The sequence below is a fragment of the Thalassospira sp. GB04J01 genome (assembly GCF_000751115.1).
In the GTDB taxonomy this organism is placed as follows: Bacteria; Pseudomonadota; Alphaproteobacteria; order Rhodospirillales; family Thalassospiraceae; genus Thalassospira; species Thalassospira lucentensis.
Window position 1 is genome coordinate 62,975 of sequence record NZ_CCDX020000009.1, and the last position, 15,143, is coordinate 78,117.

The 15,143-nt window shown below is 54.6% G+C and carries 19 protein-coding genes; 15 read left to right on the forward strand and 4 right to left on the reverse strand.

Annotated elements, in window-relative coordinates; all coding sequences use genetic code 11:
* Window positions 1-190: 190 nt before the first annotated feature.
* Window positions 191-1,921: an adenine deaminase gene (gene ade, locus AMM48_RS07480; RefSeq protein ID WP_102783554.1), complete on the forward strand. Its 1,731-nt coding sequence runs from the start codon at window positions 191-193 to the stop codon at window positions 1,919-1,921.
* Between the two features lie 39 nt (window positions 1,922-1,960).
* Here the strand turns inward: ade and AMM48_RS07485 are convergent, their stop codons facing one another.
* Both AMM48_RS07485 and AMM48_RS07490 read right to left on the reverse strand, forming a co-directional pair.
* The gene (locus tag AMM48_RS07485; RefSeq protein ID WP_102783555.1) at window positions 1,961-3,094 is read right to left on the reverse strand and encodes an XRE family transcriptional regulator; all 1,134 of its coding nucleotides are present in this window, start codon (window positions 3,092-3,094) and stop codon (window positions 1,961-1,963) included.
* Window positions 3,048-3,716, reverse strand: a complete 669-nt coding sequence (locus AMM48_RS07490; protein WP_146030390.1) for a hypothetical protein — start codon at window positions 3,714-3,716, stop codon at window positions 3,048-3,050. Before AMM48_RS07490 ends, AMM48_RS07485 begins: the two co-directional genes overlap by 47 nt.
* Before the next feature lie 247 nt (window positions 3,717-3,963).
* Between AMM48_RS07490 and hisB the strand changes: the two genes are divergently transcribed.
* The 9 genes from hisB to AMM48_RS07535 all read left to right on the forward strand — a co-directional run bounded on the left by hisB (window position 3,964) and on the right by AMM48_RS07535 (window position 9,280).
* Window positions 3,964-4,563 carry an imidazoleglycerol-phosphate dehydratase HisB gene (gene hisB, locus AMM48_RS07495; RefSeq protein ID WP_102783557.1) on the forward strand — a complete coding sequence of 200 codons (600 nt, stop codon included), beginning with the start codon at window positions 3,964-3,966 and terminating at the stop codon, window positions 4,561-4,563.
* Between the two features lie 81 nt (window positions 4,564-4,644).
* On the forward strand, window positions 4,645-5,112 hold the full coding sequence (locus AMM48_RS07500; RefSeq protein ID WP_102783558.1) for a DUF2628 domain-containing protein: 468 nt from the start codon (window positions 4,645-4,647) through the stop codon (window positions 5,110-5,112).
* Window positions 5,109-5,759 (forward strand): imidazole glycerol phosphate synthase subunit HisH, encoded by a 651-nt coding sequence (gene hisH, locus AMM48_RS07505; RefSeq protein ID WP_102783559.1) that lies wholly within the window; start codon window positions 5,109-5,111, stop codon window positions 5,757-5,759. The genes AMM48_RS07500 and hisH overlap by 4 nt, the downstream gene beginning before the upstream one ends.
* On the forward strand, window positions 5,747-6,310 hold the full coding sequence (locus tag AMM48_RS07510) for a GNAT family N-acetyltransferase (protein WP_102783560.1): 564 nt from the start codon (window positions 5,747-5,749) through the stop codon (window positions 6,308-6,310). Before hisH ends, AMM48_RS07510 begins: the two co-directional genes overlap by 13 nt.
* On the forward strand, window positions 6,307-7,035 hold the full coding sequence (gene hisA, locus AMM48_RS07515) for a 1-(5-phosphoribosyl)-5-[(5-phosphoribosylamino)methylideneamino]imidazole-4-carboxamide isomerase (protein ID WP_102783561.1): 729 nt from the start codon (window positions 6,307-6,309) through the stop codon (window positions 7,033-7,035). Before AMM48_RS07510 ends, hisA begins: the two co-directional genes overlap by 4 nt.
* Before the next feature lie 22 nt (window positions 7,036-7,057).
* Window positions 7,058-7,819, forward strand: a complete 762-nt coding sequence (gene hisF, locus AMM48_RS07520) for an imidazole glycerol phosphate synthase subunit HisF (RefSeq protein ID WP_102783562.1) — start codon at window positions 7,058-7,060, stop codon at window positions 7,817-7,819.
* A 3-nt stretch (window positions 7,820-7,822) separates the two neighbouring features.
* Window positions 7,823-8,158 carry a phosphoribosyl-ATP diphosphatase gene (locus AMM48_RS07525; protein ID WP_102783563.1) on the forward strand — a complete coding sequence of 112 codons (336 nt, stop codon included), beginning with the start codon at window positions 7,823-7,825 and terminating at the stop codon, window positions 8,156-8,158.
* Window positions 8,159-8,347: 189 nt separating this feature from the next.
* A complete protein-coding gene (locus AMM48_RS07530; protein ID WP_102783564.1) occupies window positions 8,348-8,719 on the forward strand; it encodes a histidine triad nucleotide-binding protein in 372 nt (123 codons plus the stop codon).
* Window positions 8,720-8,803: 84 nt separating this feature from the next.
* Window positions 8,804-9,280 carry a DUF6314 family protein gene (locus AMM48_RS07535; RefSeq protein WP_244271159.1) on the forward strand — a complete coding sequence of 159 codons (477 nt, stop codon included), beginning with the start codon at window positions 8,804-8,806 and terminating at the stop codon, window positions 9,278-9,280.
* Between the two features lie 31 nt (window positions 9,281-9,311).
* On the opposite strand, the gene AMM48_RS07540 is transcribed toward AMM48_RS07535, so the two are convergent.
* Window positions 9,312-10,250 (reverse strand): LysR substrate-binding domain-containing protein, encoded by a 939-nt coding sequence (locus tag AMM48_RS07540; protein WP_102783565.1) that lies wholly within the window; start codon window positions 10,248-10,250, stop codon window positions 9,312-9,314.
* 110 nt (window positions 10,251-10,360) lie between these two features.
* Here AMM48_RS07540 and AMM48_RS07545 point away from each other — a divergent pair, with 110 nt between their 5' ends.
* The 3 genes from AMM48_RS07545 (at window position 10,361) to AMM48_RS07555 (ending at window position 12,497) form a co-directional block, all read left to right on the forward strand.
* Window positions 10,361-10,780 (forward strand): VOC family protein, encoded by a 420-nt coding sequence (locus AMM48_RS07545; RefSeq protein WP_022733694.1) that lies wholly within the window; start codon window positions 10,361-10,363, stop codon window positions 10,778-10,780.
* A 172-nt stretch (window positions 10,781-10,952) separates the two neighbouring features.
* Complete coding sequence (locus AMM48_RS07550; RefSeq protein WP_102783566.1) at window positions 10,953-11,900, forward strand: glyoxylate/hydroxypyruvate reductase A; 948 nt, start codon at window positions 10,953-10,955, stop codon at window positions 11,898-11,900.
* An 87-nt stretch (window positions 11,901-11,987) separates the two neighbouring features.
* Window positions 11,988-12,497, forward strand: coding sequence for an SRPBCC domain-containing protein (locus tag AMM48_RS07555; RefSeq protein ID WP_102783567.1), 510 nt, complete (start codon window positions 11,988-11,990; stop codon window positions 12,495-12,497).
* A gap of 10 nt (window positions 12,498-12,507) precedes the next feature.
* Here the strand turns inward: AMM48_RS07555 and AMM48_RS07560 are convergent, their stop codons facing one another.
* Window positions 12,508-13,407, reverse strand: a complete 900-nt coding sequence (locus AMM48_RS07560) for a LysR family transcriptional regulator (RefSeq protein WP_102783568.1) — start codon at window positions 13,405-13,407, stop codon at window positions 12,508-12,510.
* 124 nt (window positions 13,408-13,531) lie between these two features.
* Here AMM48_RS07560 and AMM48_RS07565 point away from each other — a divergent pair, with 124 nt between their 5' ends.
* Window positions 13,532-14,272, forward strand: coding sequence for an SDR family oxidoreductase (locus AMM48_RS07565; protein ID WP_102783569.1), 741 nt, complete (start codon window positions 13,532-13,534; stop codon window positions 14,270-14,272).
* 281 nt (window positions 14,273-14,553) lie between these two features.
* Window positions 14,554-15,057: a GNAT family N-acetyltransferase gene (locus AMM48_RS07575; RefSeq protein WP_102783571.1), complete on the forward strand. Its 504-nt coding sequence runs from the start codon at window positions 14,554-14,556 to the stop codon at window positions 15,055-15,057.
* The last annotated feature ends 86 nt before the right edge of the window (window positions 15,058-15,143 follow it).

The window sequence follows — 15,143 nt, forward strand, 5'->3', positions numbered from 1 at the left end:
CATCCAATGCTTCGACCAAGAGTTAGCACGCACAACCGCCCGGTCAAGGGCCAAGGCCGATCATAGGGTTTTGTCGAATGGCAAATACTGTTTCAACGCCAAGACCCATAAAAAATTCAAAGCACATGCAGCCAACTTGCTTTACCCTTTACCCATAAAAGAATTTCAAAGAACCCAAGGACCAAACCCCATGAGCAGCACCGATCTGACCCAAACCCATCTTGGCAAATGCATCCTCGCCGGACAGGGCAAAATCAAAGCTGATCTGGTCCTGCGCAACATCGGGTTGCTCGATGTCATCACCGGTAACGTCACTGTGACCGACATCGCAATTGTCGGCGACCGCATCGTCGGTACCCATGACAGTTATGCTGGCGAGACCGAGATCGACTGCACCGGAAAATTCGCCGTTCCGGGCTTTATCGATACCCATCTGCATATCGAAAGCTCATTGGTCACCCCGCTTGAATTTGATCGCTGTGTCTTGCCCCACGGTGTGACCACGGTTCTGTGTGACCCGCACGAAATCGCCAATGTTCTGGGGGCAGACGGGATTAAGTACTTCCTTGAATGTGCTGAACAGTCGGTGATGGACATCCGGGTCAACCTGTCATCCTGCGTTCCGGCCACCGCCTTTGAAACTGCAGGCGCACGGCTTGAAATCGAAGACCTGTTGCCGTTTCGCGACCACCCCAAGGTCGTCGGTCTGGCGGAAATGATGAATTACCCCGGTGTGCTCAACCTTGATCCGGGCATCATGGCCAAGCTCGAAGCGTTTCAGGATGGGCATATTGACGGCCATGCGCCGCTGGTGCGCGGTCTTAATTTGAACGGCTATATGGCCGCTGGCATTCGCACCGACCATGAAGCCACCTCAGCTGACGAAGCCCGTGAAAAACTCGCCAAGGGCATGGCAATCCTGATCCGTGAAGGGTCCGTCTCCAAGGACCTCGAAGCACTGGCTGAGATTTTGGACGAAAACAGCTCAAGCTTCGTCGCCCTGTGCACCGATGACCGCAATCCGCTTGATATCGGCGAAGAAGGCCATCTTGATAGTCTGGTGCGCCGCCTGATCGGGCATCTGAAAGCCCGCAATTGCCCGATCCATCATGCCTATCGCGCGGCATCCCATTCCGCCGCGCGCATTTTTGGTCTGCGCGATCGCGGTTTGATCGGGCCGGGCTGGCGGGCCGATATCGCCATTCTCAATGATCTTGATACCTGCGATGTTAGCGCTGTCATCGCCGCGGGCCGCCTCGTCACCAACGATCTGTTTGCCAAGCGCAAAACCATAGACCCAGTCGGCCTGTCATCAATGAAGGCCACCCCGGTCGATGCCTCTGCCTTTGCCTGCGACCCCAAACCGGGCCAAAACCAGACCCCGGTGATTAAAGTCAAACCGGGCTTGATCCTGACCTTCCGCGACGAAGCCACCCTTGAAATTGGCGAAAATGGCCTCAAACCCGATCTGGATAACGATGTGATCAAGGTTGCTGTCGTCGAACGCCACGGCATCAATGGCAATATTGGCAGAAGTTTCGTGCGCGGCTTTGGCCTTAAACGCGGCGCGATTGCCTCCTCGGTCGGGCATGACAGCCACAACATCACTGTGGTCGGTGCAAATGATGCTGACATGGCGGCTGCGGTCAATCGCCTGATTGAAATGGGCGGCGGCTTTGCCGTTGCCGATAACGGCAAAGTCACGGCTGAACTGCCGTTGCCGGTCGCAGGCCTGATGAGCCTCGAGCCGTTTGAGACGGTTGAAAAAGACCTGATTACGCTGCGCGCCGCAGCAAAGGATCTGGGATGCGTTTTGCCCGAACCGTTCCTTCAGGTCGCGTTCCTGGCCCTTCCGGTCATTCCGCACCTGAAAATGACCGATCGCGGCCTATTTGATGTCGATAAGTTTGATTTTGTTTGAAAATATGTGGGGCCGAAACAGTTCTCGGCCCCACATATTTTAATTACTGCTCACGACTAAGCGGAGCTTCGGTTTCTTTGGTTCGCCAGGTTCAACCAACCCATGCATCCTTGCGAATTCTGCAGGAAGAGTCTTAAAAGCTTCCGCAAGTTCCTCAAGCGAGTACCCCAAGCTCTGCATATGCATTTCAATCAAATCCGCACGCAGTCTAGGCATACTAAACTCTATATCAAAATCTTCCGGTTCACGCGTACGATAACCATAGAAGCTCATCTTTTTCCAAAGTGAGACAGCCTCATCACCGGTCAAGGTTCCTAAACTTTTGCCTCTGTAAATCAAAGCAGACATGGCTGCTCCCCACTTCTGCTTGAGCGAGCCAAGGTATGGTAAGGTTAGCTTCTTTCTCAAATCTGGCAGAATTCCTGAGCGGGGCATCAAAAGCTCTGCAGCAAATTCATTTGCCTCTTTTTCCATTTCTTCTGAAGGATATGGATGCAAAATCACATGTCCATATTCATGGGCGAGACTAAACCGCAGACGATCAGCAGGACGGTTATTATTAAGTAAGATTACCGGTTGCATACCCACAGGACGTAACGTCATCCCATCAATATCAGCATCACCAAAATCGCTCAGGACAACAATTACACCCGTAGCCTCAACGTATTTGGCAAGCTCCATAATCGGTCCTGAACCAAGCTGCCAAGATTGACGTACTTTCTCTGCGGCTTCGGACGCACAACTGACCGCCTCGGCGAAATCTCCTGCACCGTTTCGATCACCTACGATCTCGAACTGCAGGAGTTTAAATTGCGGCTCAAGTTCAATTGCATCCAACATACGGCGCAGTTGCATAACATAATGGTTAGCCATTGCGACAACTGCGTCTTGATCCTTTACGGAAACAGAAGCTTTCTTTCTAAAAGCGGCACCATGTAAGCTAATTGGGCGACGATAGAGCGGCTCCTGCTCAAAGAAAAATGCGGTTGGGAATCCCAAAACACGCGCTATCGATTGGATTTCCTCCATTGACAGCGCGTCTCTTGTGCCATTTTCAATACGTGAAATCGCAGCTTGCGGTACACGTGCTTCATTGGCCAACTCGGTTTGGGTTATTCGCCTTCTCTTACGAGCTAGGAGCAGCATTCCTCCGTTTATTTGCTTTACGGGCATGTGTATTAGCCTCTCCCAAGGCGTGTTCTCTAATCCTTAAGGCAGCACCAACTTCTGGCAAAATTTGCGGCTGGATAGGTGCAGCTTTCCTGACATCAATTTCATCTGGTTTAAACAACTGAATGCTTCGGCGGTCAACACCATCTGAAAACACTAAATGCAAGCGCTCAACTGCGGTGCTAATGCCGTTCAAATGATAAGCAAGAAAGAGCAGCACTTTTTGTGGGGCAATAACATCAAAACCATCGAACCTCGGTTCATCCGTAACATCCTCTGACGCATATTGGTGTGTCTTTTTGCGAGTACCGCCTCGCGGACCAGCAAAGTGCAACTCCAAACACACTGAGTGCTCTTGACCTCCGACTTGGACCTTCGTCTCAATCTTGTTGCCTGGACCGACAACATCTTTGATCAAATTGAAGCCATCAAGCCCGAGCCCAGAGGCATCGAACGCACTCGGTAAAGCCGAATGAAGTGCATTGCCAACTGCAGCTCGATCATCGAGATCAAAATGTTCAGTTTGAGCCAATCCTCGCAATGTGCCCTTAAACTGCTCAACCAAACTCCAGAGCGGTACTTCAAGGCTTTCTGCAAGAATTCTAAGCGTGCTTTGTCGATCCACTACATCACCTAACACCATTAAATTCTGTACTGCGATTATTAACAAATAACTTAAGAATAAAAATATGTCAAATTTTATTCAAAAAATATTCAAAGGGTGGATATTGCTTCGTCACCCGAACAGGTCCAACACTCATCGTCCCTGATCTTGGAGAAAATAGACAACTTCCTAAAGCTGGTATTTACGCCACTTTATTGCTACATACGTCCCAACATATGCATCAATATCTGCAGGAAAGGAGCTTTGCATGCGCAAGGCCCGCGTTGAGCGTAATACAAACGAAACCCAGATCACGGTTGAGCTGAACCTTGACGGTACCGGCGTTTATGACGTCGAAACTGGCGTTGGCTTCCTTGATCACATGCTCGAACAGCTTTCACGCCACAGCCTGATGGACCTTAAGGTCCGGGCCAAGGGCGACCTGCATATTGATTTCCATCACACCACCGAAGATGCCGGGATCGCAATCGGCGAAGCCTTTGCCAAGGCACTTGGCGACAAAAAGGGCATCAACCGGTATGGCAGCTGCCTGTTGCCGATGGATGAGGCGCTGACCCGTGTCGCGCTTGATATTTCAAGCCGCCCGTATCTGATCTGGAATGTCGATTTTAACCGCGACAAGATCGGCGATATGGATACCGAGCTGTTCCGCGAATGGTTCCAGGGCTTTGCCCAGGCCGGCGGCATTACGCTGCATGTCGAGAACCTGTATGGCGAGAACAACCACCATATCATCGAAAGTGCCTTTAAGGCGCTGGCACGGTCGCTGCGTGTGGCGATTGAAATTGATCCGCGCAAATCCGATGCCATTCCGTCGACCAAGGGCACACTTGGTGGATCACTTTGATCTGACGTGATCTGATCACATAAAGATCGGGAGTATACCGGTGGGACATTGGTGCCACCGGGACCAGAAAATCGGTTTTCGATGCAGGTTTACACAGTCCATATCCATCCCGGCGATGCCGACCCGATGGAAAACGCCATCCTGATCCGCGAAGGGTTCAATTTCTGGGCCTTTCTGCTGTCGGGACTTTGGGCGTTGTATCATCGCCTTTGGCTTGGCTTTTTCGCAATTGTCGCGGTGTCGTTGGCGTCCGGCCTCTTGGTCCGGCTGTTTAACGGCGGGCCGGAAATGGACTTTGCGCTGGCCCTTCTGACCGGCATCGGCTTTGGCCTGATTGGCAATGACCTTAAGCGCCGCAAGCTTGCCGCCAAGGGCTGGAAAATGGTCGATATCGTGGCCGGTAAAACCTACTCTGATGCCGAATATCGCTGCTTTGCCAATCTTGGCAGCCAACGGATCAGAACAGCCCACCTTGGCACCACGCAATTGGCATCACCGCCGCAAACTGTTGTCTCCACCCCCTCAACCGGGAGCCCTTCCTACCCATGAGTGTTGCGATTATTGATTACGGCTCAGGCAATTTGCGTTCGGCTGCCAAGGCATTTGAGCGCGCCGCCCGTGAAACCGGATTTTCCGACGATATCATTGTCACCAATGACCCCGAAAAAGTCCGCAGCGCCAGCCATATCGTGCTTCCGGGTGTTGGCGCCTATGCCGACTGCCGGGCCGGGCTTGATGCGGTGACCGGCATGGTCGATGTGCTGAGCGAACAGGTGATTAAGGGCGGCAAGCCGTTCTTTGGCATCTGTGTTGGCATGCAGTTGATGTCGTCTGTCGGGCGCGAATTTGTCACCACCGATGGCCTTGACTGGATCAAGGGCGAAGTGGTTGCGATTGAGCCAAACGACCCGACCCTTAAAATCCCGCATATGGGCTGGAACGAGCTGGTGCTTGATCCGGCGGGCAAGGCACACCCGGTGATGAACGGCATTTCCGATGGCGATCATGCCTATTTCGTGCACAGCTATCACATGCATGTCGCCAACCCGGCCGAACGGCTGGCATCGGTATCTTATGGCGGCGACCTGACCGCAATGATTGGACGTGACAATATGGTCGGCACCCAGTTCCACCCGGAAAAAAGCCAGCAAACCGGGCTTACTATCATTGGGAATTTCCTGGGATGGAAACCATGATCGCACCAAGTGATACCATTCAGGATGGCGTCATGGCCGAACATGTCACCCAGCTTTCGGCGGGGGATCTGTCCGACATCGTTGATGCCTGCACGCAAGCAATCGTTGAAGGCGGCGGCTTTGGCTGGCTCACCCCACCAGATCGCCCGGATATGGAAAAATACTGGCGTGGCGTTTTGCTGATGCCCGGGCGCAACTTGTTTGTTTCGCGCGTTGATGGCGTGATTTCCGGCGCGGCACAACTGATCGAAACCCCGGCCAACCTCGAAGCACAACGCCATTCTGCCCAGATTTCCGGCCATTTCGTTGCCCCATGGGCACGCGGGCGCGGCAATGGTAAGGCGATTGTGCGCGGCATCGAATATTTCGCCCGCGAAGCAGGCTATAGTGTGCTGAAACTTGACCTTCGCGAAACCCAGACTGCCGCCATCGCACTTTATAATGGGCTGGGATACGTCCGTTGGGGGATCAATCCCTATTACGCGATGATCGACGGCAAGATGGTCGAAGGCTATTACTACACCAAGAAAATACAGGACACCGAGCAGTGAATCTTTATCCCGCAATTGACCTCAAAGACGGTGCCTGTGTTCGCCTTTTGCGCGGCGACATGGACAACGCGACCGTGTTTAACGATAACCCCGGTGCACAGGCCGGTGAATTTGTCGCCGCCGGGTGTCACTGGGTCCATATTGTTGATCTGAACGGCGCCTTTGCCGGGGAGCCGGTCAATGGCGCAGCAGTTGATTCGATCTTGGCCGCCGTTGATGGCAAAGCCCAAACCCAGTTGGGTGGGGGTATCCGCACCATGGAAACCGTTGATTACTGGCTGAACAAGGGCATTACCCGCGTTATCCTTGGCACCGTGGCGCTCCGCAATCCTGATTTCGTCAAGCAAGCCTGTGCCAAATGGCCGGGCCGGGTGGCTGTCGGCATTGATGCGCGCGATGGCTATGTCGCGGTCGAAGGCTGGGCTGAAACATCCGAAGTCACCGCCCTTGAACTGGCGCAAAAGTTTGAAGATTGCGGTGTTGCCGCCATCATCTTTACCGACATCGACCGCGATGGTGCGATGGGCGGCCCGAACATTGAGTCCACCGTGGCATTGGCATCGGCCATCTCGACCCCGGTGATTGTGTCGGGCGGGGTATCGTCGCTTGATGATTTGATTGCGGTCAAGGCCCATACCGATGCCGGTATTGATGGCGCGATTTCCGGACGTGCCCTTTATGATGGGCGCATTAACCTTACCGCGGCCATTGCGGCCTTGTCCTAACGATACACACAGGAAACCGACCATGCTGAAAACCCGTGTCATTCCCTGTCTTGATGTTAAGGACGGCCGCGTTGTCAAAGGTGTCAATTTCGTTGATCTGATTGATGCCGGCGATCCGGTCGAACAGGCGCGTATTTACGATGCCGAGGGTGCCGACGAGCTGTGCTTCCTTGATATCACCGCATCAAGTGACAACCGCGACACCATTTTTGACGTGGTCGCGCGCACCGCAGAAGCCTGCTTTATGCCCGTCACCGTCGGCGGCGGGGTACGGTCGCTTGACGATATTCGCAAATTGCTTCTGGCCGGGGCCGATAAAGTTTCGATCAATACAGCAGCGGTCAAAAACCCCGATTTCGTGCGCGAAGCGGCGCGCAAGTTCGGATCGCAATGCATTGTCGTTTCGATTGATGCCAAATCAACTGGCCCGGACAAATTTGAAATCTTTACCCATGGCGGGCGCGAACCAACCGGGATCGACGCCGTTTCGTTTGCAAAACAAATGACCGAATATGGCGCGGGCGAACTTCTGGTCACCTCGATGGACCGCGATGGCACCCAGTCGGGCTTTAACATTCCGCTGACCAAAACCATTGCCGATTCTGTCCATGTGCCGGTGATTGCATCGGGCGGGGTCGGGACCCTTGATCATATGGTCGAAGGGGTTCGTGACGCCCACGCATCGGCGGTTTTGGCCGCCTCGATCTTCCATTTTGGCACCTATCGCATCCGCGAGGTCAAAGACCACATGAAGGCGGCGGGCATCCCCGTGCGTGAGGAGTAGAAAATGCCAAACCCGCAAGATCAACACATCCTTGATGCGCTTTATGCCACCGTGGCCGCGCGCAAGGGTGCCGATCCCGACACCAGCTACACCGCCAAGCTGTTTGCCAAGGGCACGGCCAAAATTGCGCAGAAAGTCGGTGAAGAAGGCGTTGAAACCGTGATCGCCGCCTTGGCCGAAACCCCGGAAAAAGTCGCGTCCGAAAGTGCCGATCTTCTCTATCACCTGATGGTGCTCTGGGCCGATCAGGGTGTGAAACCGCAAGATGTCTGGAACATTCTGGCCGAACGTCAGGGCATCTCGGGTATTGCCGAGAAAGCCGCACGCGCCGACGACTAAACGTAGTCAACAGAACCCGTCATGCCCGCGCAGGCGGGCATCCACAGCCTACCGCACAATGGATTTCGGGCCGCCCGAAACGATGGGCATGGGAAAATGGTCGTACTTTCTGAAAATCCAAATTGCACCCAAAGCAAAGCCTGTTCAATATGGCAGCCATAACCCAAATCTAGCGATCAGGAGCCCCAAATGGCCGTCAAACCCTATGACCCGGAAAACATCTTTGCCAAAATCCTGCGCGGCGACATCCCGTGCAGCAAGGTCTTTGAAGACGACCATGTGCTGGCGTTCAACGACATCGCGCCACAGGCCCCAACCCATGTTCTGGTAATCCCCAAAGGCGCATACACGTCCTATGATGATTTTGCCACCAATGCATCGGATGCCGAAATCATCGCCTATACCCGCGCGATTGGTAAAATCTCGGCCGCGGCCGGTGTGGTTGAGGACGGCTACCGCCTGATTGCCAACACCCGCGAACACGGCCGCCAGGACGTCCCGCACCTGCATGTCCATATCCTTGGCGGCGAAAAATTACCCCTGATGCTGCCCAAAGCATAAACACCTGAAAAATCATGTAAAAGGCAGGGCACCGCTGCGCGACCCTGCCTTTTTTATCCCTGCAACAAAACGTATTTTCCAACCATGACCGCATCCACCCCGACAGCATCTGAAATCTTTGCTGCCCTGACCGGCGGCTGGACGCTTGAGCGCGATCTGGGGGATGTCGGCCGGTTTGTCGGGGATGTTACCTTCCATATGGCCGAGCCGGGTAAACCCAATGTCCTGCGCTATCGCGAGGAAGGGTTTCTGACGCGCACCGATGGTCAGCGGTTTGATGGCTACCGCGAATATGATTTCGTGCTACACAAAGACCCGGCCGCGATTGAGCTTCTGTTTCGCGACCCGATTGGATTTGGCAATCGCTATGTGATGCTGCACTTTGGCGAAGATGCCGACGAAGGACTTTGCGCACGCGACATTCATCCGTGCGGGGATGATTTTTATCATCACTGCATGATCTGGCTTGATGCCAATCATTTCGAAACAAAAATAAAAATCACAGGCCCGAAGAAAGACCATTTGCTGCACAGCATCTATCGCCGTAAATCTGGCACCTGATCTCGCAATAAATGCACCTATTCCCAATTGGTTAGGGCGATCCGAGGGCACCGGCCCCCATCGCAGCTTCGCGCAAGACCCAATCGCGAAAGGCCCTGACTTCTGGCCGGTCGGTCCGGTTTTCCGGCGTGATCAGGTAGTAGGCACCATCACTTTGCAAGGTCGCGTGACAGACGATTTCAAGCCCACCCTCGGCAAGCGGCCCTTCGATCAGGACACGCGGCAAAAGCGCCAAGCCCATGCCCGCCTTGGCGGCCTCAATCAGCATAAAGAAATGCTCAAACCCCGGTCCTGGCGCCCCGGTGATGGCAACCCGATGCGCCAATCCCCAATCGTGCCACGCCTTGGGCCGGGTGGTATGGACCAACCGTGGATGATCGGCAATCAGGGCTGTAAGGTCGTCTTTCCGATCCGGCGCGACATATCCCGGTTTGGCGACAACCACCTGAATTTCATCAAGAATCTTGTCGGATTTCAGCCCCGGCCACGTCCCATTGCCAAAATACAGCCCAACATCCAAAAGCCGACTGCCAAGTTCGGGACTGCGGTCAGGGGTGGCGAAATTAAGCGCCAGGGTTTCGATCACCGGGCGAATATCCGGATATTCGTTTTGAAAGCGGTTTAATCGCGGGATCAGCCATGCACTGGCAATGGTATGCAGCGCGCCGATCACCAATTTACGTTCCCCCGTCCCATGGGTGACCAGATCAAGGGTCGCGGCCTCAATCTCATCCAGCGCCCTTCGCAATGTCGGTAAATAGGCCCGTCCGGCGTCGCGCAAAGTAAGTTTCGGCCCATTACGATCAAACAGCGCCATGCCAAGGCTGGCTTCAAGGTTGGCAACCTGTTGGCTGACCGCCCCGGCTGTCACCGATAATTCATGCGCCGCCCGGGCAAAACTGCCCAACCGGGCAGCAGCCTCAAACGCGCGCAGCGCATTAAGTGGCGGGGTGGTCGGGCGCAGCGCCATAGCAATAGATTTCCTGATGCTAAATGCAGAACTTCTGATTTTACCGGCAGTATTATGCTGGTTTAGACTGGTTCAAACAACACAGCATTAGATAATCTTAGGAGAACCCCATGTCCTTACCCCCGTTCCATCTGGCCTTCCCGATCAAATCCATCGCCGACACCCGCGCATTTTACATTGATATACTGGGCTGTGACGAAGGTCGCTCGACCGAGGCGTGGATTGATTTTGATTTCTTTGGTCATCAGCTGTCCGCCCATGTCCGGTCTGAGGCCGGGCAAAACGCCGGGTCGGGCACGGTCGATGGCGATGCGGTACCAATCCCGCATTTTGGCGCGGTTCTGGAATGGGACGTCTGGCATGGTCTGGCCGAACGCCTGAAAAATGCCGGGGTGACATTCCTGCTGGAACCGAAAATCCGTTTTGCCGGTGAACCGGGCGAGCAGGGGACGTTTTTTGTTGAGGACCCGGCTGGAAATGGCGTGGAATTCAAGACATTCCGCGATCCGGCAATGATCTTTGCCCATTGATCGGGGCTTTAGGGGCAATCTCCCCACGTCCAAAGATTGACCAATGGCCTTCACTGCTGCCATCAATAGACGCGCCAGAAAATGCACAGGAACGCTTTGCGATCTGGCGCGTTTATACTGATGGACCCATAAACCGGCACCCTCATTTGTCACCGCATCAGGAGAAAGCCCTATGCCAACCAATACTGCCGCGCCCAATATCCTTATTTCCGCCGCGGGCGAAGACGCCGATTGGAAAAAGGCGCTGGTTGAACGGCTGCCTGATGCCAATATCGTCACGGGCGACGACAATTACGATCCCGCAACGATTGACTTTGCCCTGTTCTGGAAACAGCCACAGGGACTGATCAAAAACCTGACCAACCTTAAAGCGATCTTTTCGCTGGGGGCCGGGGTCGATCATGTTGTGTCATCGCCCAGCCTGCCGGAAAACATCCCGGTCATCCGGCTTGAAGATGCGGGGATGGCCGATCAGATGGTGCAATATCATCTGTATGCAGCCCTTCATTTCATGCGTGATTTTGATGTCTATAGCGCCCAGCAGGCCACAGCCATCTGGAAACAGCATGACGTCGCACGTATTTCAAAATGCCAGGTTGGTGTCATGGGGCTGGGCGCCCTGGGTGCGGCCGTTGCCACCGCGCTTTCCAACCTTGGCTTTACCGTTTCAGGTTGGAGCCGCTCGATGAAGGCGATCGAGGGCATCACCACCTTTGCCGGTGAGGATGCCTTTGACGAATTTCTGGGCGAGGCCGATATTCTGATCTGCCTTCTGCCGCGCACGCCTGAAACCGAAGGGTTGCTTAACAGCGAAACCCTGTCGCATCTGCCAAAGGGGGCTGCGATCATTAATGCCGCACGCGGTGCGATGATCAATGAGGCCGACTTGCTGCGTGCGATTGATACCGGGCATCTGCGCGGTGCGTTTTTGGATGTTGCCGTTACCGAACCGCTGCCCGAAAGTCACCCGTTCTGGGATCATCCGAAAATCCGTATCACCCCGCATATTGCCGCGGCCACCCGGGTTGAGGAATCGGCCGATCAGATTGCGCAAAACATTGATCGCATGGCACGTGGTGAAACGCCAACCGGCCTTGTCGATCGTCAAAGCGGCTACTAAACGCGCGGATAGATGAATTGACTTGCCGGGCGGTGTGCTTTCTGGGAAGAAACAGCACTCCGCCCGTTTTGTTTAATAGGACACCCCATGTCGGCCAAAACCTTTGTCGCCCTTCGTGTTGATTGCGATGCCCAGACGGCTTTTGACATGTTCACCAACGACATTGATCTTTGGTGGAAGCAAGGCCCGCGCAACCGGCTGATTGGCAATCGCCCCGGCGTCATGCAATTTGACGAACGCGATAATGGCACGCGGTTTTTACAGGAAGTCGATAAACGTCGCCCCGATTTCGTGGTCGAGGCGGGCAAAGTGATCCATTGGGACCCGGCCAAACGGCTGGCATTTGAATGGCGATGGCCAACAGCAGACCGCAAAGAGCCCGTCACCCATGTTGATATCCGCTTTGCGCAATCTGGTGACGCTACACGCCTGACCCTGACCCATAGCGGGCTTGAGGCATTATCCGCGGCCCACCCGGCGCGCAATGGCCTGAATGACAACCGATTCAAACCGATGATGACCCATTACTGGCAAGCCCATCTGGTTTCATTGCGAAACCGGATCAAACAGCTTTCCATCGATAAAGACCCGGCGTAATCTTTGTGGGTTAGATATCCGCCTCGGCCAGAATATTGGCCACCCAATCGACAAACACCCGCACTCTGACTGAAAGCTGACGGTTTTGCGGATACAGGATGCTGACCGGCATCGGGTCAGGCGGAAATTCGGGCAGGATATCCACCAACCGCCCGACTTTAAGGTCATCAGCAACCCGATAGCGCGGCACCTGAACCAAACCAAGCCCGGCATAGGCGCATGCCGCATAGCTATCCGCGCCGGTCACCGAAATGCTGGCCGGAAGCATGATCTGGCGCACCGTGCCATTGACTGTGAAATCAAGCGGGATCGGCTTGTCATCGGCCCCCGACAGGAAGCTCACCATCGTATGGCCTTGGGTTTTCAAGTCTTCAAGCGTTTCGGGCATGCCTGTGCGGGCGATATAGTCCGGGCTGGCAACAGTTGCCTCACGCAAGATGGCGAGCCGTCGCGCAATCATTGACGAATCTGACAATCCGCCACTGCGCACCACGCAATCAAACCCCTCATGCACCAGATCGACAAACCGGTCACCGTCACTAATCATCAGATCGATACAGGGATAGCGTTCCAGAAACTCCGGCAGACGCGGAATGATAAATTTGCGCGCCAGCGTGCCTTGTAAATTGACCCGCAAAAGCCCGCGCGGATCCGTCCGGCGAAAGATACCATCGGCTTCTTCAAGCTCGGCCAGAATATCGACACACCGCCGGTAATAGGCCTCGCCATCGAGTGTCGGCACCACGGTGCGCGTCGTACGGTCAAGCAACCGGGTCCGCAGACGCGCTTCAAGCCGCTGGATAGAATTGGTCATGGTCGCACGCGGGATCATCAAATCCCCTGCCGCCTTGGTAAAGCTTTTGCGCTCCACCACCCGGACGAAATTGCGCATTTCCTCAAACCGGTCCATCGCCATGTCTCATTGTTATCAAAATTCGAACAGTCAATTCGAATATAGCGCAATTATCCCAAATGTCATCTCGGTCATAGTGAGCCCATCGCGCTTACATGCACATACACCAAGGAGAAATTTCATGTCTGCCATGGAAAACAGAACCGCCATCATCACCGGCGCATCACGCGGCATTGGTGTCGCCCTTGCCAAACGATTGGCCGCAGATGGCTTTGCTGTCGTGATCAATTACGCCAATTCTGCCGCCGCTGCCGAAGAATTGGCCGAAAGCCTGAAATCCGACGGACGCAAGGCAATCGCGGTGAAGGCCGATATCGCCCGCCCCGATGCGGTCACCGCCCTGTTTGACAAAACCATTGCCGAATTTGGCGGGGTGGATGTCATTGTCAATAATGCTGGTGTGATGACCACACAGCCGATTGCCGAGATGGAGGATGCCACCTTTGATGCGATGATGGACATCAATGTCCGCGGCACATTCAACATGCTGCGCGAAGGGGCGAAACACCTGCGCGATCATGGCCGGGTGATCAATTTTTCGACAACGGCCCTTCATCTGAAATTGCCGGGCTATGCGGTCTATAACGCCACCAAGGCGGCGGTTGAGGCCATGACAGCGGTCTATGCCAAGGAACTGCGCGGCCGTCAGATCACGGTCAATGCCGTGGCCCCGGGCCCGGTTGCAACCGAACTGTTCATGAATGGCAAAACCGATGAGCAAATCGCCCAGTTTTCCAAAATGCCACCGCTTGAACGTCTGGGGCAGCCCGACGATATCGCCGGGGTGGTTTCCTTCCTGGCTGGGACGGACTCTGGCTGGGTTGATGGCCAAACCCTGCGCGCCAATGGTGGGTTGGCGTAACCCAAACATCGCCCACTCCTGAAACCGGTCTGGCATCAGGCTATCGCAGGTGATTTCCCCCACCCCCGCACCTGCGTTTGGTCTGATGCCCGATTTGGTGGAATGCTGGGCCGTTATGATGCCGCCGCGTGGTTTCACCGGCGGCATCATTGCTGTTTTGACCAAGCCCCGATCGCGAAAAACGATATCAAATATCCTGTTGTATCTGTCCATTGACCGGGTTTTGCAGCATGATGGCCCGCAAACACCCACACCAAACGCCACCACCCAAGAGAACCCCGATGATCAACAGCCCCACGCCGACCGAAATCACTTTCCGACCGGCCACCCGCGATGATCTGCCCGCCATCGTTGCCCTACTGGCCGATGACGAAAAGGGCAAAACCCGCGAAGAATGCACCGATCCTTTGCCCGATGCCTATTACGCCGCCTTTGACGCCATGACATCGCAATCGACCGCAGCCCTGCCCAATCAGTATCTTCTGGCCTGCCAAGGCGATGATATTGTCGGATGTCTGCAGTTAACCCTGATTGCCGGATTGTCACGCCGCGGGCAATTGCGTGCCCAGATCGAAGGGGTGCGGGTATCAAGCCGCCATCGCGGCCAAAAAATCGGTGAAAAGCTGATTTTAGAATCTATTTCGATATCGAAATTACTTGGCGCTGTCCTGATACAGTTCACCACCGATAAAACCCGCAAGGATGCCCATCGGTTTTATGAACGGCTTGGCTTTGTTGCCAGCCACGAAGGCATGAAAATGGCGCTCGACCCGGTCTCATCATAAAAATATCATCGTAAAATCGGCCGGTTTTGCCTTTGTCCAACCATGTTGTTGGTCAAATCTGGTAGTCTGACCATGACGATCTTGGC